This window comes from Flavobacterium sp. K77 (assembly GCF_021608205.1).
Lineage (GTDB): Bacteria > Bacteroidota > Bacteroidia > Flavobacteriales > Flavobacteriaceae > Flavobacterium > Flavobacterium turcicum.
Window position 1 is genome coordinate 24,678 of the sequence record NZ_JAKIHO010000007.1, and the last position, 21,681, is coordinate 46,358.

Below are 21,681 nucleotides of genomic sequence, written 5' to 3' on the forward strand. Positions count from 1 at the left end.
CTAATTGTTGATTGTGGTTATTATTTTCACGACATCTTCTTCTTCCAATCCTTCGTACAGGGGTAAACATAGAACGCGTGAAGCAATACTTTCAGATACTGGCATTGGTTCACCGTTCACGTACGGTATTGTGTTTAAAGAAGGATAAAAATACCTTCTCGGAAAAATTTGTTTGTCATTCAATGCTTTTTGAACTTCGAGCAAACGTGCTTCGCTCTCAAAAATAACTGGATAGTAACTGTAATTCCACTCGGTATTATTTCTAATTTTTAATGGAGTTAGTTTGGTGAAATCAAGTTGCGCTGCATACCATTCTACTACTTGTTTTCTGCTGGCAACAATACGCTCCATGTACGGCAAAACGCTCAATCCCATGGCCGCTTGCAATTCAGATATTTTACCGTTTATTCCTAGTCCGAAAAATTCTAAAGGACCATTGTGACCAAAATTATGACTGTAAAAAAGTTTGTGATTCAAGTCAGCATCTTTACAAAACACTGCGCCACCCTCACCGGTATGAAACAACTTAGTCGCGTGAAAACTACAGGTACTTACATCACCGTACTCAAAAATAGATTGCCCATTGTAGGTTACCCCAAAGGCATGGGCAGCATCGTAAATAACTTTTAGGTTGTGTTTGGCTGCAATTACTTCAATTGCCTCAATTGCGCAAGGATTTCCAAAAACGTGTGTCGCTAAAATAGCAGTCGTTTTTGCTGTAATTGCGGCCTCAATTTTGGTTTCGTCAATTGTTAAATACTCCGGATGAATGTCTACAAAAACTGGCGTACAATGTTCCCAAAGGATTGCTGATGTAGTGGCTACATAACTAAACGGGGTGGTAATAATTTCGCCTTGTTGCCCTAGGACTTGTAATGCAATTTGAATGGGAATAGTACCATTATTCATGATAATGATATTCGACACGTCTAGTTTTGCTTTTAGTTTTGTCTCTAGCTCCTGCAGCAGTTCGCCTCGATTAGTCAACCACTGATTTTTCCACACACGTTCTAGTTGCTTGTTGTAATCTTCTAAAGGCGGAAAAAATGTTTTTGTAACGTTTATCATTTTCTTTTTGCAATTGTAATTAATTCAAATAATGAACCGAGCTTAAACAAAAAAGCTGCGGCTGTAAAAACCAAGACTCCTAAAATACTACCAAAAACTAGTCTAAAAAAATCGATAAAATAATAATTATTTAGGAACAAATCTGCTGCAAGCGTAACGGCTCCGGCTAAAACACTTACTGCAATAATAGGTAAAATATCTTTGGTTTGCTCCCAAGCGCTATACTTTAAAAAACGGCCGCTGTAATGGGTATTGATAAAGAAACACAATACCGAGCCCACAACACTGCCGTAAAGTAAACCATAAATGCCAAACTGAAACGAAATTAATATAATAACTACAGTTAAAATTTTCTTGACAATTTCTAATTTTAAAAACAAATCGCTTCGGCCTTTAACGTTCAATATTTGAAGATTATAGGAATGTATTGGGTATAAAATGCCATTAAAACAGAGAATTTGAAAATACGGAACGGCCGGCAACCACTTTTCAGTAAGTAAAAATCGAAAAAGAGGATCGGCCAAAACCGCCATTAAAACTAATGTTGGTGTTACTAAAAACAAAACCATTTGCATGATTTTTTTGTAAACCATTTTTAAACGAACATCATCATTTTGAATCGTAGCAAACAACGGAAAAGTTACTTTGCCAATAATTGAATTAATGGCACTTACTGGAAACATTTGTAAACTCTCGGCACGATTGTAAAAACCAACCTGTGCTGGTGCAAAAAATTTTCCAATAATAATGGTATACGCATTGACAAAAAGGATGTCTAAAATACCCGAAAACATTAACTTGATTCCGTAGTGAAAATGATAGTGAAATTTTTCTTTGTTAAAAACCCATAATGGTTTCCATTTTGCAAAATACCATAATTGCACTGTGGAGGCTAACGCCTGAATAATTGCGCTCCAGACCAAACTCCAAACTCCGTAACCGTAATAAGCCATTGCAATACCAATTGAACAACCCAATATTAGTGAAGGTATTGAAACTTTTAGTTGGGTTTTAAAGTCCATGTTTTTATTCAACCGAGTAATTTGTATGGCTGAAAAGGCATTGATAACAAACGTTACGCTGTACACACGAACCACAGCCGTAAGTACGGGTTGGTTGTAAAAATCAGCGATAAAAGGAGCTACCAGTATAAAAAGAACATATAACAAACCACTTACGACCAAATTAAAATAGAACACTGTCGAATAATCTTCTTCATCTAAATTTTCAGAACGAATTAAAGAACTCGTTAGACCACTATTAATTAGTGTAGCAGCTAAGCCCATAAAAATACCTAGCATTGCTATTAAACCGAATTCAGCAGGAAGTAATAAACGAGCCAAAATAATCGAAACCACAAGACCAATTCCTTGCGTGCCAAACAACTGCAACGAACTCCAAAATACGCCAGATAACGCTTGTTTTTTTAAGGACATTTAAATTATTATTATTTTATGTAATTCGAAAACAACTAAAATGTTTTTTTCAATTATTAGTAAATAGTCAGGATTAATCGAAGGCTGTGTCAACACGACTAACGTTCAGCTGCAACTCTTGTTGAAACAAAAGTACATCAGCAGCCACCATTTCTTGAACCAAACTGGCAAGGGTATATTTAGGTTTCCAACCTAATTGTTGTTGTGCTTTTGTGGGATCGCCCAAAAGTAAATCAACCTCGGTAGGTCTAAAATAAGTGGGATCTACACGCACCACGACTGTTCCTTTTGCTACTTTATTTTGGTTTTTTGTTTGAATTGCTTGCAAACGTTCGGCATCAATGGCAGCTACAACCCCAATCTCATCAACTCCTTCGCCTTCAAAACGCAAGTGATAACCTACCTCAGCAAAAGCCATTTGTACAAAGTCACGCACCTTGGTTGTAATTCCGGTAGCGATCACAAAATCTTCTGGTTTTTCTTGTTGCAAAATGCGCCACATGGCCTCTACATAATCTTTGGCATGACCCCAATCGCGCTGTGCTTCTAAATTACCCATGTATAAAATGTCTTGCTGACCTAAAGCAATTTGTGCCACGGCGCGTGTAATTTTACGGGTAACGAAAGTCTCCCCGCGCAAAGGTGATTCGTGATTGAATAAAATACCATTGCAAGCAAACATTCCGTAAGCCTCTCTGTAATTTACAGTAATCCAATAGGCATATATTTTAGCAACCGCATAGGGCGAACGTGGGTAAAAAGGTGTCGTTTCAGATTGTGGTACCGCTTGTACCAATCCGTACAATTCAGAAGTACTGGCTTGATAAATTCGAGTTTTTTTCTCTAAACCTAATAATCGCACCGCTTCTAAAATTCGCAAAGTTCCTATTCCATCCGCATTAGCAGTATATTCTGGGATGTCAAAACTCACTTTTACATGACTCATGGCACCCAAATTATAAATCTCATCAGGTTGCGTTTCTTGAATGATTCGTGTAAGATTCATCGAATCAGTCAAATCACCATAATGCAATTTAAAGCGCTGGTTTTTTTCGTGTGGATCTTGATACAAATGATCGATTCGCGTAGTGTTAAACGACGAAGCTCTGCGCTTGATACCGTGAACCATGTATCCCTTATCTAATAAAAGTTCGGCTAGATATGCGCCATCTTGACCTGTAATACCTGTTACTAATGCTACTTTCATTATTGCTATTTTTTAGCACATTTTATTGTGTCTACCCTTTCTTAAAGGTTTCTAATTACTTCTTTGTTGAACGGTTTCCTGATTGTTAAGATACCATTCGTATGTTTTTTGAATACCTGAGTCGAGGTCAACTTGCGCTTTCCATCCCATTTCATTCATTTTCGATACGTCCATCAATTTTCTCGGCGTACCGTCTGGTTTGCTAGCATCCCAGGTTATAGTTCCCGTATAACCTACAATTCTTTTAATGGTCTCAGCCAAATCTTTAATAGAAAGATCCGTACCAGTCCCTACATTATAAAATGATTCGGTCATGTCGTGTTCTAACGCAAAAACAACAGCTGCAGCCAAATCGTCTACATATAAAAATTCACGCAAAGGCGCACCACTTCCCCACAATCCAACCGATGGACTGTTATTGATTTTGGCTTCATGAAATTTACGGATCATCGCGGGTAATACATGCGAGCTATTCAAATCAAAATTATCATAACTTCCATACAAATTTGTTGGCATCAAACTAAAAAAAGCTTTACTGTATTGTTTTTGAATTGCTTCACAAGCTTTTACTCCTGCTATTTTTGCAATCGCATACCATTCGTTAGTAGGCTCTAGAGAATCGGTAAGTAAGTACTCTTCTTTCAAGGGTTGTGCCGCCATTTTTGGATAGATACATGAACTCCCTAAAAAAACAAACTGACTCACATTAGTACGCAAGGCAGTGTCAATTAAATTATTCTGAATTTGAAGATTCTGCATTAGAAACTCATAAGGCGCAGTCATATTGGCTAAAATTCCACCTACGCGAGCCGCTGCATCAATTACGATTTCGGGCTGTTCTTTCGAAAAAAATGTTTGAACTGCAATTTGATCGCGCAAATCTAAATCAGCACTTGCAGCGCCTATTAAATTGGTATAGCCTTCAGCAGTTAAAGCGCGCCAAATGGCACTCCCAACCATTCCTTTGTGACCAGCAATATAAATTTTGCTCTTTTTTTCCATTACTGCAAAAGTGCTGGGTTTTCTCGTTCCAACGCGTTATAAATATTTTTCACATCCTGCGAACAGTCCTTTTGAAGGATTAAATTAGCCGAATCAGTATGTACAAAAATAGTGTTTTTTAAACCTACAAAAGCGGTAAAATTAGTAGTTCCAATAACCATATTCCCATTAGCATCTACAGGATGACCATTACTGTGCAAATAGTCATAAACCGATTCAAACGAACCTAAATCAGACCATAAAAACTCAGATGTTACCACTTTGATTTTTTTACTTCGTTCCATCACCGCATAATCGATACTGATAGAAGGAATCTCCAAAGAAAGTTCTAAGTCAAGTTGTCCAGATTTGTTGGCCTCCCACGCTATTTTTGATTTTTCGTAAACCTCAGGAGTGAACGCCTGTAATTCTGCTAAAAAAACACTCGCTTTAAAACAAAACATACCGCTGTTCCAGAGAAAATTACCACGTGCAATAAACTCGCGTGCCGTCACTTGATTCGGTTTTTCTCGAAAGGAAAGTACTGTATCTCCTTTGCGCTCAATGTAACCATAACCCGTTTCTGGCTTGGTAGGTAATATTCCGAAGGTTACAATGTGTCCATTAGAAGCTTTTTCAACTGCTTCAGTAATGGCAGCTTCATACGCTTCAGAGTTTGCTATAATATGATCCGAAGGTGTCACAATTAAAATAGCCTCAGGATCTGATGCAAAAGCAGCAAAAGCAATTGCTGCCGCAGTATTTCGTGGTGTAGCCTCTACAATATCAATATAAGAAGTTCCTACTTTATCTAAAACATTTTTACTTAGATGGCAGTTATCTATATTACCAACCACCATAATTTGATTTGCCAAATTGCGGTTGCGCTCGACCGTCATTTCGAATAACGACTTGCCTTCAAATAACTCTAAATATTGTTTGGGCTGGCTTTTTCGGGATAAAGGCCATAACCTGCTTCCTACTCCTCCAGTTAAAATCACATGTGTGACAGTTGATTTATTTTCCATAGTTATGTAACTATTATTTGTATAATCGCTTTTAACAAAAACGAATTGTTTTATAATTTTCCGTCAGCTGCAGTGCCTAAAACACCTTTCACATCATACAACACGCTGTTTTCTTTTTGCAGCTGTGCATACTCAATAGGAATAAATTCGCGATGTGCTACTCCCAAAACAACGGCATCAAATTTATTTTCAGGCAGTGTTCTAGTTGTTGATAGCTTGTATTCGTGTTGCACTTCGATTGGATCTGCAAGCGGATCATAAATGGTGATTGCAATGCCATAATCAGCAAGAGCCTTGACAACATCTACAATTTTAGTATTGCGTACATCGGGACAGTTTTCTTTAAAGGTAATACCTAATAGCAATAATTGGGAGCCATGAACTGTTATTTCTTTCTTAATCATCAATTTAACAATTTGTGAGGCTACGTAATCGCCCATACTATCGTTAAGTCTACGACCAGCCAAAATAATTTCAGGATGGTAACCAAATTCTTGTGCTCTTTGAGCTAAGTAATACGGATCAACACCAATACAGTGACCTCCGACTAAGCCAGGTTTAAAGGGTAAAAAATTCCACTTTGTTCCCGCTGCCTCTAACACGGCCTGCGTATCAATTTGCATTAAATTAAAAATTTTAGCCAACTCATTTACAAAAGCAATATTGATGTCTCGTTGAGAGTTTTCTATCACTTTGGCCGCTTCGGCTACTTTAATGGTTGGAGCCAAATGCGTTCCTGCGGTAATGACACTTTTGTACAAAGCATCTACCTTGAGACCAATTTCTGGCGTGGATCCCGAAGTAATTTTAAGGATCTTATCAACTGTATGCTCTTTGTCTCCGGGATTAATGCGTTCAGGTGAATACCCCACAAAAAAATCGACATTAAATTTCAATCCTGAATGTTTTTCTAAAACTGGTACACACTCCTCCTCAGTAGCTCCCGGAAAAACTGTAGATTCATATACTACAATATCTCCTTTTTTGAGCATTTTACCAACCGTTGCGCTCGAGGCGTATAAAGGTCGTAAATCGGGTCTGTTATTTTTATCTACTGGTGTTGGTACAGTAATCACATAATAATTACAAGCTTCCAAAAAGGAATCATCTGTGGTACAATACAATCCCACTTGATCTGACGCATTTGTCAACAATACTTCTTGAAGCGCACTGTTCGAAACTTCTAAAGTAGTATCTATACCAGATTGCAAAGCACCTACTCGACTCTGATTAATATCGAAACCTACCACACTGTATTTTGTAGCAAATAGTCTGGCGAGCGGTAAGCCTACGTAACCCAATCCGATTACTGCAATTTTTATTGGTAAACTCATGTTATTAAAATGTATTTATAAAAAAGAAAAATACTTTTGTTGAAATGTGTTGCTATTTTCTACCTAAAACAGCGGCTTCATTATCTATGAGATATTTCTTAAGTTAGTTGTTGCTACTAAAAAAACAAATTGATTGCTTCTGAAAAAAGAATCAAACACGCTGTTTTTCAATACAATTACTCCTACTTAGACCACATTTAGCTCACAAAAAAGCACCGCTCCGCAATCCTTACTCCCATTAAAAGGAATAAGAATTGCTTGTTTCAGAGAGCAAATATAGCTAGAATAGCCCATTTAAAGATAGACTTCTTCATATTTGATGCTAAAAAAAAAGACTTCACTTTTAAAAAAAGACAACTCATATACTTCTTCAACAAAAACTAAAAAGGGTTGATTTTTTAAAGTTTATTAACCTTAAAAAAACCAACCCTAGTATACAATTTAAAAATAACTACTTATCTATTTGTATTGTTTTTCGTAATAAGAAGCATAATCACCCGAAGTGACACTTTGCAACCATTGTTCATTTTCTAAGTACCAATTTACCGTTTGCTCTAAACCTTGTTCAAAAGTCACTGACGGCTCCCATCCTAATTCTTTATTAATTTTGGAAGCATCAATTGCATAGCGTAAATCATGTCCTGGTCTGTCTTTTACATAAGTAATCAAGCCTTCAGAAGTACCTTCTACTCTGCCTAATTTTCGATCCATAATGGTACACAACAAGCGTACTAAATCAATATTTTTCCACTCATTAAAACCACCTATATTGTATGTTTCGTGATTTTTACCTTGGTGAAAAACAAGATCAATTGCTCGGGCGTGATCCACCACAAATAACCAATCACGGGTATAATTACCATCACCATAAACAGGTAAAGGTTTGTTATTAATGATGTTATTAATAAACAACGGAATCAACTTTTCAGGAAAATGATTCGGGCCGTAGTTATTAGAACAATTGGTTAACACATAAGGCAATTGATAGGTTTCGCCATAGGCACGAACAAAATGGTCTGAACTTGCTTTACTGGCACTATAAGGTGAGTTTGGATCGTACGCTGTACTTTCAGTAAACAATCCTTGTGCTCCTAATGATCCGTAAACCTCATCGGTACTAATGTGGTAAAAACGCTTGCCCTCTTGGTTATTCGCCCATTGCTTACGAGCAGCGTTTAATAAGTGAACAGTACCAAAGACATTCGTTTTTACAAAAGAAAGCGGATCTGTAATAGAACGATCTACATGCGATTCAGCAGCTAGATGTATCACTCCATCAAATTGATGTTCCTCGAACAAAGAGTTTACAAAAGTTTCATCGGCAATATCACCTTTTACAAAATTGTAATTTGGTGCTTTTTCAATATCAGACAAATTTTCTAAATTTCCGGCATAGGTCAAAGCATCTAAATTATAAATATCATATTGAGGATATTGGTTAACGAACAAGCGCACCACATGCGACCCAATAAAACCAGCTCCTCCTGTTATTAAAATTTTCTTCATTTCTTCTTAATTCTTATGTTTTGAATAGGACTTTTTAAGGACCACATTTAACTTGATTTTTGCTAAAACTCCTTCTGACGCTAGAGCATTATTGATTGTGAATTTTCATTTTTAAAACACACCCCATACCTTCGAGCACTAAAACATAGTGTGTGTTTTTAATGTCTTGAACCAAAGCGCTTTGCGCTGTAAATGGCCCTGTTGGCACTTGAATACAATCTCCAATTTGATGCTGTGTCAGCGTTACTGTATTGTCTTTTGCAACTTGTAACCAATTTTGGATCGTTTCTATTTCTTCATTTCGAACAATCGCTGGCTTGCCCAACCAAAATAAATATCTTACCACGCCAGGCACATCAAACACTAAGTGACGATTTTCTTCTGACAATTGAACGAAAACGTACGAATTAAAAAGAGGAATTTCTACCTTCTTTTTTCGATCAGACCATTGCCTACTCTGAACAACAACCGGACAATAGCAATTTATACCTCTATTTTGCAATTGCAAAGATACTTTCTTTTCTCCTTTCGGTTTTGTATAAACAACGTACCAATTCATGTGTAAATATAATTTATGCTAATGAAGCTTTTTGCGCCTAGTTAGCTTTTTACTTATGAACCAATCGATTGATACACAAACCCAATAGTACGCAATTGCTCTTCGTCTAGTAAATTTCTACCATCAAAGATAAAAGCCGGTTTTTGCATGTTATCATAAATTTGTTGCCAATCGTAGTGAATGAACTCATCCCACTCGGTTAAAACTGCAATAGCATGTGCATCTTTACAAGCTTCATAAGGATTTTCAAATGAACGCACATAAGCTGCATTTTGATCTGCAGTTCTAGTTTCTAAATAATTCAAATCGTTTAAAACCTTTTTAGCGGATACTTTTGGATCAAAAACCGCGATTTGCGCATGCTCATTAATTAAATCGTCTGCCACGTAAATTGCAGCTGATTCTCTCGTATCATTTGTATCTTTTTTGAAAGCCCAACCTAGAAATGCAATTTTTTTATCTGAAACCGTATTATACAAGGTTTGAACAATTCGGCTTGAAAAACGTCTTTTTTGATGATCGTTCATGATAATCACTTGCTCCCAATAGTCTGCCACTTCGTGTAAACCATACGACTTGGCAATGTATACCAAATTAAGAATGTCTTTTTGAAAACAAGATCCTCCAAAACCAACTGAAGCTTTCAAGAATTTCGGACCAATTCGACTGTCCATACCTATAGCTTTTGCTACTTCATTAATAGAAGCACCTGTTTTTTCGCAGAGTTCAGACATGGCATTAACAGAAGAAATACGTTGTGCTAAAAAAGCATTCGCAGTCAGTTTTGAGAGTTCTGATGACCACACATTTGTAGTTAGAATTTGCTCCTTAGGAACCCAATTTGCATATACTTCTACTAGCGCATCAATAGCTTTTTGCCCCTCAGAAGTGGTGTCGCCACCAATCAAAATACGATCTGGTTGTAATAAATCTTGAACTGCTGTGCCCTCTGCCAAAAACTCAGGATTAGATAAAATTTGAAATTGAACACCATTTCCTGTGTGGTCTAAAATGCTCTTAATAGCTTCTGCAGTGCGAACTGGCAGTGTTGATTTTTCAACCACTATTTTATTATCCTTTGCCACCCTTGCTATTTGCCTGGCGCAAAGCTCAATATATTTTAAATCAGCTGCCATACCTTTGCCTTTTCCGTAGGTTTTGGTTGGCGTATTAACAGAAATAAAAATCAGTTGCGCCTCTTCGATAGCTTTATCCACATCAGTAGAAAAAAATAAATTTCTACCTCTTGCCTCGGCAACAATTGCATCTAATCCAGGCTCATAAATTGGTATGTTTTTAGTATCGGGATCATTCCAGGCAGCAATGCGCTCCTGATTTAAATCAACAACCGTAACCTGAATGTGGGGACATTTTTGGGCTATAACTGCCATAGTAGGCCCTCCTACATATCCAGCTCCAATACAACATATTTTTGTAACTTTCATTTTCTTTGTTTTGTGACATTTAAATCCCTCATTTACTCGAATCTTTCTTTTGAAGGGATTACTTGAATAACTATTTTATTTTTGTAGATTTTTCCAATACCAATCCACTGCTTCTTTTAAGCCTTTTTCTAAATTAAATTGAGGTTTATAACCAAGGAACTCTTTCGCTTTATCAATACTTGCTAATGAATGTGGAATATCACCCAATCTTTCAGGACCGTACTGTATTTGTACATTGGCTATTTCGGGATCATAAGTACTTAAATATCTTTTTAAATATTCTACCAAATCATTTAACGTATTGCGATCACCAAAAGCAGTATTATAAACCGTGTTGATAGCTTGAGGATTTTGGCTAAGCATAGCCAGTTCATTCATTTGGATTACATTATCGATATAGGTAAAATCCCGAGAATATGTTCCGTCACCGTTAATTATGGGACTCTCGTGTCGGATTAACTGCTGCACGAATTTTGGAATAACGGCCGCATAAGCACCATTAGGATCTTGTTTTCGTCCAAAAACATTAAAATATCGTAATCCGATAGTTTCTAAACCATAAGTACGACTAAAAATAGTGGCATACAATTCATTCACATATTTTGTAATTGCATAAGGCGATAAAGGCTGTCCAATCGCTTCCTCAACTTTTGGCAAAGCAGTCGAATCTCCGTAAGTAGAAGAACTAGCTGCATAAACAAAACGTTTTACATTTGCATCACGCGCGGCAACCAGCATGTTTAAAAAGCCACTAACATTTACCTCATTGGTTGTCACAGGATCGTTAATTGATCTTGGTACCGATCCCAAAGCTGCTTGATGCAATACATAATTTACTCCTTGAACTGCAGCATTGCAATCAGCAGGGTTTCGAATATCTCCTTCTAATAAAGTGAAATTAGGATTATCTAAGCAGGCTACTAAATTATGCCTGTGTCCTGTTGCAAAATTATCTAAACAAACCACCTTGTAATCCTTGCGCAAAAAATACTCACAAAGGTTGGATCCTATAAATCCTGCACCGCCAGTGATCAGTATGCTTCCTTGTTGTTGCTGATTCATAATTAGCGGATTTATTTTTTGCCTTTTTTCAATATTCTTTGAGCTACCTTTTGGTAAACACTTTTCTTTTTCTCCTCTTCATAATATCCATTTCCATAATTGCCATAGCCGTAACCGTAGCCATAACCATAACCCGTACCATATTTTGCTTTGTTTTCGAGCCCGTTTAAAACGATACTAGCATTTGTCAACTCACCACGTTTTACTCGGTTATTCAACAATGAGATCATTTCTTTTTTGGTATAATTTTGACGAACGATATATAAAGTAACATCACAAAATTGTGCCAACTCTAAAGCATCCGAAACCAATCCAACAGGAGGCGTATCCAGCACAATATAGTCGTACTCTTTTTTTAATGATTCAATTAAATCTTTCATTCCCTGACTCATGATCATCTCACTTGGGTTAGGTGGTACTGGACCTGACAAAATCACATCAAGGTAGGGAATATGTGTTTTATTAATTATTTCAGGAATGGTTTTTTGACCAATTAAGTAGTTTACTACACCTACTTCGTTAGTTAAATTAAATTCACCTGCCAGTTTTGGCTTTCGTAAATCCAAACCAATAACAACCGTTTTTTTCTCGCTTAGCGCAAATACAGTAGCAATATTTATCGAACAAAACGTTTTTCCTTCTCCACTGACTGAAGAGGTAATCATCAAGGTTTTGGCTCCATTAAGATTTTGTTGCTTGTATAAAAACTGCAAAGAAGAACGGATAGCTCTAAACGACTCGGACAAAGCTGATTTAGGTCTATCAAATACCGCTAAATTGCTTATATCTCTGTTAACACCAATGATTCCTATTAATGGAATTTTGGTCAACTTACTAATATCTTCACTGTTTTGAACCGAATTGTTGATAAAGAAAATAATGAATACAAATATCAACGGAATCAATAATCCTAAAAAGAGTGCTAGAACATAATTCACCGAAGTTTTAGGACCAATTAATCCTCCACCTATATCCTTAGCGGGATCAATAAAATGCACATCAGATAAATTAGCTGCTTTAACGATATCAGCTTCACTTCTTTTTTGTAAAAAAGTATTGTAAATATTATCACTTAAGTCATATTTTCTTTTGATTTTTATGAGTTCTTGCTGATCTTCAGGAAGTGCTTTTATTGTACTTTCTGTCTCACTTATTTGGCTATTAACAATAGATAAATCATATTGCAGCGCTGATTTTGCTGTAGCAATATTTTCTAGCAAAACATTTTTTATGGCCTTCATTTGATTGTCAAAATCCTGAAAAATCTTTTCGCTTTTAACAGCATATGCCATTTCTGAGCGTTGGGTAGATAATGCAATTAATCGAGAGACATTTGCCACAATGTTGGGATCATCAATACCTGCTACTGAAGGCGCTGGAAGTTTGGCGTAATTTACACTACTTTTTAGATACGATTTTAAAGAGTTGTAATACGCTAGCTTTCGGTTTACTTCATCTCTTTTCAGATCAAACTCTGAAATTTTTTCCGAAAACTTGGCACCGCCATCTTCCACATCAAACATGTTTTTACCTTTTCGGAACGATTTGAGTTCATTTCCAGTTTCTTTAAGCTGTGCTTCCATTGCTATTAAAGTACTATCAATAAAAGCGATGGTATTGGTAGCAAAACGATTTTTATCGTCAAGCTGTCTACTAATTAACATTTTGACAGTAGCATTGAGATACTCTACCATTCGAGCCTTATTAGTTCCTTGCATACTCAATGTAATGATAGAACTACTTCTCTCGTTAGACTGTACATTGATTCCTTTGTAACCAGAAACGGTTCCGTCAAAATCATTAAATCGCACAAAATATTCATTGCCTACATACAGACCAGGGTTTTCTTTGATCTCTAATTTCCAATTTAAAAATGGCAAATTAACTTGTTGGCCTACTTTATATCTCTTAACAAATTCTCCTGCTTGCACGGCCGTGCTGCTGTAAGTGTTATTTGCATAAGTAATCATTGAAGCGTTAGTACCTTCAAAAGGAATACGAATTTCGTAAACGCTTTCAGAAATAAATTTGATAGCAATATTGGGTCCAGCCAATTGACCTTTTGACTTATCAATATTTACATAAAAAGGCGTTGCACCGTAAGCATCTATTAAATTATATTCACCTTGCGTTAAGTAACTTATGTAAAATTGCAATTTATCAACTACAAGTTCATTATGAGATCGAGACTGTAAAGTCGTAGCAATAGTTTGAACTTGATCTGATGTGCCTCCCCAATTGAAAGTTAAACTAGTATTGGAGGTGAATAAAGGATTATTTTCTTCTTTAATTGAAATCATGGTTTCCATCCCGTAAATTTTTTCTTTTCGAATATTTACTTGATAGGCCACTGTAAAAGTAATTAGCAAACTGATTAAAAACCACTTCCAATAACTTCCAATTTTTATTAGAAAACCTTTGAAATCAAAACTAACTTGATTTTCAAAAATCGCAAAATCCTTTATATCTAGCATGCTGTTGTTGTGATATTAATTTTTAAGTAATAAGAAAGTAGTGGTAGCCAATGAGAGTAGGGTAATTATAGTTCCTAACGACTCAATACCTGTTTTCCCGGTTCCCCAAGTTTTTTGTTTCAACGGCTTGATATAAATATAATCATTGGGTTGTAAGTAATAATAAGGCGAATTCATGACATTGATATTCGTAAGATCTATATCGCCTATTTGAACACCTGTAGGCGTTTTACGAATAACCGTTACCGCTTTCCTGTCACCTGTTATGGTAATATCACCTGCATTGGCGATAGCCTCCATGATATTAACCTGCTCCTGAAAAATAGTTTTTGTTCCAGGACCACCAATTTCGCCATTAATGGTAAAACGGAGTCCAGCCAACTTCACTGAAACAAATAAATTGGCTTCTTTATTAAAATATTCTGCTAGCAATTGTTTCTCGATGCGAACTCTAATTTCCTCGAGCGTATAGCCAATTACATTCATCTCACCCAAAACAGGAATACGAATATTGCCATGATCATCTACGGTAAAACCATCAAAATACAATCCAGCCTCGGATTGACTTGCCGCTGATCCATCAGCTGTAGTACTAAATATTGTAGCTAATTTAGGATCGATTGTTTTTATGCTTAACCGAATAACATCATTTACTTGCAAGCGATAAGGTTTGCCCTCCACGGCAGTAATTTGTGATGTAGGGGTTGTTTTATCTTTTTGCTGTAAGTAAATTAAATCTTGGGTTGAGATGCACGAAGTAAGCATGATACTTACAACAAAAAACAAGTAGAGTGCAGATTTGCTCATTATATTTTATTTTTTTTAACACAAATATAGCTTTTCATTTAAGATATAAAAAGTCTGTTTTGGTATTTAAAGATCTAATTATTTTTTAAGGATTTTTCAAATGGAACTCTATGCAATATGCTTCGCCCTAAGGTAACTTCATCAGCATACTCTAATTCGTCACCTACAGATATCCCTCTTGCAATTGTTGAAACAATGATATCACAGTCGGCAATTTGTTTGTAAATAAAAAAATTAGTGGTATCACCCTCCATCGTAGAACTCAAGGCAAAGATAATCTCGCTAACCAAACCTTCTTTTACTTTATTTACAAGCGAAGTAATATTCAACTGACTAGGCCCCACCCCATCAATTGGAGATATTTTACCTCCTAAAACGTGATAAATACCTCTAAATTGTCCTGTATTTTCAATAGCCATAACATCACGTATGTCTTCGACTACGCAAATGAGTTGATGATTTCTATTACTATTGGAACAAATTTCACACACCGCTTGATCTGAAATATTATGACAACTCTCACAGTATTGAATATCCGCACGCATAGACAATAATGCTTGCGATAAAAAAACGGTTTGATCTTTGGGTTGTTTTAGCAAATGCAAAGCCAATCGCAGTGCCGTTCGCTTACCAATACCGGGCAATTGTGAAATTTCGTTAACTGCTTTTTCTATTAATTTTGAAGAGAATTCCATAGCCACAAAGATAGCAATTTGTTTGCTTTTAATGTGCATCACAGTTCCAGCATCCGCTTAGCGCGGATAATCAAAAAGCAAATACTTTACAGTTTACACAATAAAACTAGAGCTTCGAATCATTAAAATTGATTTGTAGCCAATAGCACCAAGGTACAAGCTACTTCTACTTTTATTCCGTTTAACTCTAGCAACTGATAAAATTCCGGATTTTCAGTTCCAGGATTAAAAATAACTCGTTTTGGTTTCGCCTCAACTATATAATTGTAATAGTCTCTTTGACGAGCGGAATTTAAATATAAACTTACCGTATCAATATTTTTTAAAGGAATTGCCTTAGTTTGAATCTTTACCCCAGCAACCTCGCCAGCATTTTGCCCTACCGCTAATACTGAATGTCCTTTATCTGTTAACATTGTTACTGCTTTAAAAGCATAACGATCTGGTTTTGTACTCGCTCCTAGAACTAATGTTTTTTTATTTTTTGTCATTTTCAAATGGTATAAGCCACAAAAGTACACAAAAAGCGGCTGTAGACAGTCTGCTTTTAAATTTAAGTTTGCCACGCATTTAAAAACATTCCATTAACACTAAAAAACAAAAAAACAGTACTTTTACTTTATAAAATCAAAATTATGGATCTATTCATCTACTTATTTGTTGCCCTATTTTCAGTATTGAACCCTATCGGAACGGTGCCAATTTTTGTTGGACTAACACAAAACGATACCAAAAAAGAGCGTTCTAGAATTTCGCTTTGGACTGCAATTAACGTTTTTATCATTCTAATTGTCTCGTTTTTTATTGGTCAATACGTTTTACTGTTTTTTGGAATCAGCATTGACGCACTTCGAATTGCGGGTGGAATTATCATTGTTAGTTCTGGCTTTTCGTTACTATCGGGTAAATTCACCAAAAAACGAGGAATCAATAAAAAAGTAGAAAATGAAGCTCAAAAACGAAATGATATTGCTTTAACTCCGCTTGCCATTCCAATGCTTGCAGGTCCTGGGTCTATCTCCTTACTAATTGCCTTTTACCAAGAGCACAATTCTACAATTGAAATTATCATCTCTTGCTTTGCAATTATAGCGATTGCGGTGGTCATTTTTATAATTCTTAGAAGCGCACATTACTTAGCAAATTTTCTTGGAGCATCTGGTATTGTGGCCATCTCGAGGATTATTGGCTTTATTGTAATCGCCATCGGAATTCAATATATTGTTAGTGCGATTATTAATATCATAAAAAGCAACTTAGTGTAATAAAAAAGGGATTCGCTTTTTTAACAGCCAATCCCTTTATTTCTTTGGTATTTATTTGTTTACGCTTTTGGCAAAAAAACCTCTGCCATCATGCATCGGGCACTTCCTCCGCCACAAGCTTCGATAGTATCTAAACTAGAACTCAAAATTTCTGCATGTTTTTCTAATTTAGCAATTTGCTTTGCATTCAAGGCTTGGTGCGCAGCAGCACTCATGATAACAAAACGTTTATCATCGGTGCCACGTAACTCTAACATGTTTCCTGCAAAATTATTCATTTGATCTTCTGTAATCAAAATAACATCTTTGCCACTTTCTTTTAGATTGTCTAAAACCATTTTGCGCTCTTTCTTATCATCGATACAATCAGCACAAATGACTGCAAAAGTTTCACCAATACACATCATAACATTAGTATGATAGATCAATTTACGCTCTTCACCAACAGTTTGATAGGCTTCAAAAATAACAGGAGCAAAATCATAATCCTCGCAAAACTCGATAAACAATTCCTCATCAGCTCTCGGAGAAAGCGCACAATATGCTTTTCCGTTTGTACGATCTAATACAATGCTTCCGGTTCCTTCTAGGAAAAAGCCATCTTCTTCTGCTGATGTGTAATCCATGACCTCTTGAATTACGAATCCTTTATCTTCTAGCACATCAAATAAATCTTCGCGGCGTTCTAAACGACGATTTTCAGCAAACATGGGATACATAACTACATCACCATTTTCATGGAAAGAAATCCAGTTGTTTGGAAAAATACTATCTGGTGTATCAGGACTCAGCGTGTCTTCGACCACAGTAACGTCAATTCCTACGGCTTGTAACTTTTCTACAAAAGCATCAAACTCTTGTTGCGCTTTTGCATTAACTGTCGCTGGCAACAAGCCATCGATTACTTTTTGATAATAATTATTGACAGCTGTTTGTTCGTTCATTCGGAATGCCACCGGACGAATCATTACTATTGAATTGGTAGTTTGTTTCATATATCTTATTTTAAAGTCCGTCAGTTCAAAATGTTCTTTTACAAACATTGAACATTGAAACCATTATTTATTCTCTAATTAGAGGCAAAGTTGAACAACGTAATAGTCCTTCTTGTTTGGCAATTTCAGCATAAGGAATTTCCTCAACGATAAAATCATGTGAACGCAGCCAATTGTTTAATCGTGTAAAATTACGTTCAGAAACCACTACTTTTTCATCAATTGAAAAAATATTTGAATTCATGTGGTACATTTCGTCTCTAGTGATGTGAAAAAGATTTTCCTTTCCAAAAAGATCAACCAAAAAAACATAGTCTGCTTCTTCTCTAAAACCATTTTTGTAAATTATCCCTTTGTCTTTCCCAACAGGTTGAAAGCAGCAATCCAGATGCAGTGCATTATCTCTAGCTTCTATTTTTGATTTAACTAAATCAAAATCTTTCACTTTTTTATAAGGAAACAAATCCTTAATAAACTGAACACCTAAACCATTGGTGCGAGCAGTAATATAATCTGCATAATCACTTCCTTTATAGGTCCCGATAAAAATGTAATCATTCCAAAGCATTACATCACCACCCTCGATGTGCACTTCTTCGGGAGGACGCACTACTTTTAGCGGATCCATTTGGTCAATGATATAATTTATAGCGTCTAATTCGCGTTCGCGATCGGGTAGAATATTCGACTTTACAAAAACATCGTCAATTACAAATCCGATGTCTCTCGTGAAAATTTGATTGTAGTTTTCAATGCATTCCGGCCTATAAACTTGAACATCATATTTCTTTAAAACTGTATCAAATGAATTCATTTCATGAACCATATCTGCTTCGATAGGATAGGTTCCAGCTAAAATATGTTCTAATGATTTGGGATCATAAGCTTCAGCTGCTTTTGGAGTTGGGCCGTTACTCACTGCAGATCCTAAAACTACCGCTCGAAGCCGCGAAGTTTCAGTTTTGATATTTAACTTTAACATGTATTTTTAGCTTTTGGCAAATATAAAAAAAGCTTCACCAATTAGTGAAGCTTTTTAAACTGATTTTATCTTTTATCTGTTGCAACAAATTCTCTCAATGGATGACCAGTATACACTTGTCTTGGACGCCCAATCGGTTCTTTATTTTCGCGCATTTCTTTCCATTGTGCGATCCAACCTGGCAAACGACCAATTGCAAACATAACAGTAAACATGTCAGTAGGAATACCTAATGCTCTATAGATAATTCCTGAATAGAAATCAACGTTTGGATATAAGTTTCTTGATTTGAAGTATTCATCTTCAAGAGCTGCTTCTTCTAATTTTTTGGCAATTGCCAAAATAGGATCCTCTACTCCAAGGGTCGCTAATACTTCGTTAGCCGCTTTTTTGATGATTTTAGCACGTGGGTCAAAGTTTTTGTACACTCTATGTCCAAAGCCCATCAAACGGAAAGGATCGTTTTTATCTTTGGCTTTAGCCATATACTTATCCGCATCGCCACCGTTTTTGTGAATTTCTTCAAGCATTTCTAAAACAGCTTGATTAGCTCCTCCGTGTAATGGCCCCCAAAGTGCTGAAACACCTGCAGAGATAGAAGCAAACAAACCAGCGTGTGACGAACCTACCATACGTACTGTAGATGTAGAACAGTTTTGCTCGTGGTCACCATGCAAAATAAATAATTTATCTAATGCATCAATCACTACAGGATTTGCTGAGTAAGGACCTGTTGGTAATTCAAACATCAAACGCATAAAGTTTTCAACGTATCCTTTTGTATTATCGTAATAATTCAACGGATAACCCATACTCTTTCTATATGTCCAAGTAGCAATAACAAGGAATTTACCCATTGTTTTACAAACTGCCTCATACATTTCTTTTTCGTTTTCAACGTTAACCGATTTAGGGTTGAACGCCGTTAATGCACTCGTTAAAGCAGCTAAAACACCCATTGGGTGAGCCGTTTTAGGAAATCCATCAATGATGTTTTTCATTTCCTCATTTACAAGCGTGTATTTGCGAATATCATTTTCAAATTGCGCTAATTGATCGGCAGTTGGAAGTTCTCCAAAAATTAATAGGTAAGAAACTTCTAAGAAATCTGCTTTTTCAGCCAAATCTTCAATAGCATATCCTCTATAACGTAGTATCCCTAACTCACCATCCAAAAAAGTAATATCACTCTTGCAAGAGCCTGAGTTTTTATAACCTGGATCAAGTGTGATTACACCTGTTAAATCACGTAATTTGTTCACATCGATGGCCACTTCATTTTCACTACCTACAATTACAGGTAATTCAATTTTTTGTCCATCAATCTCTAATGTTGCTATCTTTGACATAATATAATTGAAAATAAACTTTTTTAAATAATAATTTCTCAAATTTAGGGAATTACACACTAAATAAAAAGAGAATCCCATAATGAAATTGTTAAATAAAATAAAAAAAAGCCATTCACTAGGAGCGAATGGCTTTTTATAAGAAATAGGTAAGAATTACTTTATTTTGAAAGCATTTTTACCAGGAAAATAGGCAGTATTTCCTAATTCTTCCTCGATGCGCAATAATTGATTGTATTTTGCCATACGATCTGAACGAGAAGCTGAACCTGTTTTAATTTGTCCGCAATTCAATGCTACTGCAAGGTCAGCAATGGTGTTATCCTCTGTTTCACCAGAACGATGTGACATCACAGAAGTATAACCTGCATTTTTTGCCATATTTACTGCAGCAATTGTCTCAGTCAAAGTACCAATTTGATTTACTTTAATTAAGATTGAATTTGCAATACCTTTTTCAATTCCAGTTGACAAACGCTCTACGTTAGTAACAAATAAATCATCCCCAACTAATTGAACTTTATCTCCAATTTTGTCTGTTAACAATTTCCAACCTTCCCAGTCATTTTCATCCATTCCATCTTCAATAGAAATGATTGGATATTTTGTTGCTAAATCAGCCAAATAATCTACTTGCTCAGCAGAAGTTCTAACTTTTCCGGTTTCTCCTTCAAATTTAGAATAATCATATTTACCATCTACATAAAACTCTGCCGCAGCACAGTCTAATGCAATCATGATTTCATCTCCAAAAGAATAACCTGCTTTTTCAACTGCTAATTTAATAGTATCTAAAGCATCTTCAGTACCACCAGCTAAGTTTGGAGCAAAACCACCTTCATCACCTACTGCTGTAGACAAACCTCGATCGTGAAGTACTTTTTTCAAACTGTGAAAAATTTCAGTACCCATTTGCATGGATTGCGAAAATGAAGTTGCCTTTACAGGGAAAATCATAAATTCTTGAAAAGCAATCGGAGCATCAGAGTGCGAACCACCATTGATAATATTCATCATTGGAACAGGCAATGTGTTTGCAGAAACACCACCTACGTATCTATACAAAGGCAATCCTAATTCATTAGCAGCCGCTTTTGCAACAGCTAAAGAAACTCCTAAAATAGCATTTGCGCCTAAATTAGATTTGTTTGGAGTACCATCTAAATCAATCATTAATTGATCAATGTGATTTTGTTCAAAAACAGAAACACCAACCAACTCTTCAGCAATTACGGTATTTACATTTTTCACAGCATTCAAAACTCCTTTTCCTAAAAATGCTTTTCCACCATCGCGTAATTCTACAGCTTCATGCTCTCCGGTTGAAGCTCCTGATGGAACTGCTGCTCTACCTAAAACACCATTATCTGTAATTACATCTACTTCAATAGTAGGATTTCCTCTTGAGTCAAAAATTTGTCTTGCGTGAATTTTGATTATAATACTCATATACTAAAATTTTTAAAATTTAAAATACAAATATATTCT

General features: G+C 35.9%; 19 protein-coding genes. 1 reads left to right on the forward strand and 18 read right to left on the reverse strand.

Translation table 11 applies throughout. The features are described 5' to 3' along the window. From L1S34_RS12420 to L1S34_RS12485, 14 genes are all read right to left on the reverse strand, one after another. On the reverse strand, positions 1-1,068 hold the full coding sequence (locus L1S34_RS12420) for a DegT/DnrJ/EryC1/StrS family aminotransferase (RefSeq protein WP_236364287.1): 1,068 nt from the start codon (positions 1,066-1,068) through the stop codon (positions 1-3). Then, positions 1,065-2,504: a lipopolysaccharide biosynthesis protein gene (locus L1S34_RS12425; protein WP_236364288.1), complete on the reverse strand. Its 1,440-nt coding sequence runs from the start codon at positions 2,502-2,504 to the stop codon at positions 1,065-1,067. The genes L1S34_RS12420 and L1S34_RS12425 overlap by 4 nt, the downstream gene beginning before the upstream one ends. Before the next feature lie 73 nt (positions 2,505-2,577). Next, on the reverse strand, positions 2,578-3,711 hold the full coding sequence (gene gmd, locus L1S34_RS12430) for a GDP-mannose 4,6-dehydratase (RefSeq protein WP_236364289.1): 1,134 nt from the start codon (positions 3,709-3,711) through the stop codon (positions 2,578-2,580). A gap of 51 nt (positions 3,712-3,762) precedes the next feature. After that, positions 3,763-4,713: a GDP-L-fucose synthase family protein gene (locus L1S34_RS12435; RefSeq protein WP_236364290.1), complete on the reverse strand. Its 951-nt coding sequence runs from the start codon at positions 4,711-4,713 to the stop codon at positions 3,763-3,765. After that, positions 4,713-5,720: a mannose-1-phosphate guanylyltransferase gene (locus L1S34_RS12440; RefSeq protein ID WP_236364291.1), complete on the reverse strand. Its 1,008-nt coding sequence runs from the start codon at positions 5,718-5,720 to the stop codon at positions 4,713-4,715. Before L1S34_RS12440 ends, L1S34_RS12435 begins: the two co-directional genes overlap by 1 nt. A 50-nt stretch (positions 5,721-5,770) precedes the next feature. Beyond that, positions 5,771-7,054 (reverse strand): nucleotide sugar dehydrogenase, encoded by a 1,284-nt coding sequence (locus L1S34_RS12445; protein ID WP_236364292.1) that lies wholly within the window; start codon positions 7,052-7,054, stop codon positions 5,771-5,773. A gap of 459 nt (positions 7,055-7,513) precedes the next feature. Further along, positions 7,514-8,560, reverse strand: a complete 1,047-nt coding sequence (rfbB, locus tag L1S34_RS12450; RefSeq protein WP_236364293.1) for a dTDP-glucose 4,6-dehydratase — start codon at positions 8,558-8,560, stop codon at positions 7,514-7,516. An 88-nt stretch (positions 8,561-8,648) separates the two neighbouring features. Beyond that, on the reverse strand, positions 8,649-9,119 hold the full coding sequence (locus tag L1S34_RS12455) for a UpxY family transcription antiterminator (RefSeq protein ID WP_236364294.1): 471 nt from the start codon (positions 9,117-9,119) through the stop codon (positions 8,649-8,651). A gap of 53 nt (positions 9,120-9,172) precedes the next feature. Further along, positions 9,173-10,564 carry a UDP-glucose 6-dehydrogenase gene (locus L1S34_RS12460; RefSeq protein WP_236364295.1) on the reverse strand — a complete coding sequence of 464 codons (1,392 nt, stop codon included), beginning with the start codon at positions 10,562-10,564 and terminating at the stop codon, positions 9,173-9,175. Between the two features lie 75 nt (positions 10,565-10,639). Continuing rightward, positions 10,640-11,626: an SDR family oxidoreductase gene (locus tag L1S34_RS12465; RefSeq protein ID WP_236364296.1), complete on the reverse strand. Its 987-nt coding sequence runs from the start codon at positions 11,624-11,626 to the stop codon at positions 10,640-10,642. Positions 11,627-11,637: 11 nt separating this feature from the next. Beyond that, positions 11,638-14,100, reverse strand: a complete 2,463-nt coding sequence (locus L1S34_RS12470) for a polysaccharide biosynthesis tyrosine autokinase (RefSeq protein WP_236364297.1) — start codon at positions 14,098-14,100, stop codon at positions 11,638-11,640. A gap of 15 nt (positions 14,101-14,115) precedes the next feature. After that, positions 14,116-14,907 (reverse strand): polysaccharide biosynthesis/export family protein, encoded by a 792-nt coding sequence (locus L1S34_RS12475; protein WP_236364298.1) that lies wholly within the window; start codon positions 14,905-14,907, stop codon positions 14,116-14,118. A 74-nt stretch (positions 14,908-14,981) separates the two neighbouring features. Then, complete coding sequence (gene recR, locus L1S34_RS12480; protein WP_236364373.1) at positions 14,982-15,602, reverse strand: recombination mediator RecR; 621 nt, start codon at positions 15,600-15,602, stop codon at positions 14,982-14,984. Between the two features lie 122 nt (positions 15,603-15,724). Then, positions 15,725-16,093 carry a CoA-binding protein gene (locus L1S34_RS12485; RefSeq protein ID WP_236364299.1) on the reverse strand — a complete coding sequence of 123 codons (369 nt, stop codon included), beginning with the start codon at positions 16,091-16,093 and terminating at the stop codon, positions 15,725-15,727. A gap of 144 nt (positions 16,094-16,237) precedes the next feature. Between L1S34_RS12485 and L1S34_RS12490 the strand changes: the two genes are divergently transcribed. Further along, entirely contained in the window at positions 16,238-16,867 is a 630-nt protein-coding gene (locus L1S34_RS12490; RefSeq protein ID WP_236364300.1) for a MarC family NAAT transporter, read from the forward strand. Between the two features lie 59 nt (positions 16,868-16,926). On the opposite strand, the gene ctlX is transcribed toward L1S34_RS12490, so the two are convergent. The 4 genes from ctlX to eno all read right to left on the reverse strand — a co-directional run bounded on the left by ctlX (position 16,927) and on the right by eno (position 21,642). Then, positions 16,927-17,862, reverse strand: a complete 936-nt coding sequence (gene ctlX, locus L1S34_RS12495; protein WP_236364301.1) for a citrulline utilization hydrolase CtlX — start codon at positions 17,860-17,862, stop codon at positions 16,927-16,929. 67 nt (positions 17,863-17,929) lie between these two features. Then, positions 17,930-18,844: a dimethylarginine dimethylaminohydrolase family protein gene (locus L1S34_RS12500; protein WP_236364302.1), complete on the reverse strand. Its 915-nt coding sequence runs from the start codon at positions 18,842-18,844 to the stop codon at positions 17,930-17,932. Positions 18,845-18,909: 65 nt separating this feature from the next. Further along, complete coding sequence (locus L1S34_RS12505) at positions 18,910-20,193, reverse strand: citrate synthase (protein WP_236364303.1); 1,284 nt, start codon at positions 20,191-20,193, stop codon at positions 18,910-18,912. 156 nt (positions 20,194-20,349) lie between these two features. Then, the gene (gene eno, locus L1S34_RS12510) at positions 20,350-21,642 is read right to left on the reverse strand and encodes a phosphopyruvate hydratase (RefSeq protein ID WP_236364304.1); all 1,293 of its coding nucleotides are present in this window, start codon (positions 21,640-21,642) and stop codon (positions 20,350-20,352) included. Positions 21,643-21,681: the final 39 nt, after the last annotated feature.

Bases quoted from the DNA above. Each gene is read 5' to 3' on its own strand.
- L1S34_RS12465 (WP_236364296.1), bottom strand. From the start codon at position 11,626: ATGAATCAGCAACAACAAGGAAGCATACTGATCACTGGCGGTGCAGGA.
- L1S34_RS12420 (WP_236364287.1), bottom strand. From the start codon at position 1,068: ATGATAAACGTTACAAAAACATTTTTTCCGCCTTTAGAAGATTACAAC.
- L1S34_RS12445 (WP_236364292.1), bottom strand. From the start codon at position 7,054: ATGAGTTTACCAATAAAAATTGCAGTAATCGGATTGGGTTACGTAGGC.
- eno (WP_236364304.1), bottom strand. From the start codon at position 21,642: ATGAGTATTATAATCAAAATTCACGCAAGACAAATTTTTGACTCAAGA.
- L1S34_RS12425 (WP_236364288.1), bottom strand. From the start codon at position 2,504: ATGTCCTTAAAAAAACAAGCGTTATCTGGCGTATTTTGGAGTTCGTTG.
- L1S34_RS12475 (WP_236364298.1), bottom strand. From the start codon at position 14,907: ATGAGCAAATCTGCACTCTACTTGTTTTTTGTTGTAAGTATCATGCTT.
- ctlX (WP_236364301.1), bottom strand. From the start codon at position 17,862: ATGAAACAAACTACCAATTCAATAGTAATGATTCGTCCGGTGGCATTC.
- L1S34_RS12440 (WP_236364291.1), bottom strand. From the start codon at position 5,720: ATGGAAAATAAATCAACTGTCACACATGTGATTTTAACTGGAGGAGTA.
- rfbB (WP_236364293.1), bottom strand. From the start codon at position 8,560: ATGAAGAAAATTTTAATAACAGGAGGAGCTGGTTTTATTGGGTCGCAT.
- L1S34_RS12435 (WP_236364290.1), bottom strand. From the start codon at position 4,713: ATGGAAAAAAAGAGCAAAATTTATATTGCTGGTCACAAAGGAATGGTT.
- recR (WP_236364373.1), bottom strand. From the start codon at position 15,602: ATGGAATTCTCTTCAAAATTAATAGAAAAAGCAGTTAACGAAATTTCA.
- L1S34_RS12490 (WP_236364300.1), top strand. From the start codon at position 16,238: ATGGATCTATTCATCTACTTATTTGTTGCCCTATTTTCAGTATTGAAC.
- L1S34_RS12500 (WP_236364302.1), bottom strand. From the start codon at position 18,844: ATGTTAAAGTTAAATATCAAAACTGAAACTTCGCGGCTTCGAGCGGTA.
- L1S34_RS12460 (WP_236364295.1), bottom strand. From the start codon at position 10,564: ATGAAAGTTACAAAAATATGTTGTATTGGAGCTGGATATGTAGGAGGG.
- gmd (WP_236364289.1), bottom strand. From the start codon at position 3,711: ATGAAAGTAGCATTAGTAACAGGTATTACAGGTCAAGATGGCGCATAT.
- L1S34_RS12470 (WP_236364297.1), bottom strand. From the start codon at position 14,100: ATGCTAGATATAAAGGATTTTGCGATTTTTGAAAATCAAGTTAGTTTT.
- L1S34_RS12485 (WP_236364299.1), bottom strand. From the start codon at position 16,093: ATGACAAAAAATAAAAAAACATTAGTTCTAGGAGCGAGTACAAAACCA.
- L1S34_RS12455 (WP_236364294.1), bottom strand. From the start codon at position 9,119: ATGAATTGGTACGTTGTTTATACAAAACCGAAAGGAGAAAAGAAAGTA.
- L1S34_RS12505 (WP_236364303.1), bottom strand. From the start codon at position 20,193: ATGTCAAAGATAGCAACATTAGAGATTGATGGACAAAAAATTGAATTA.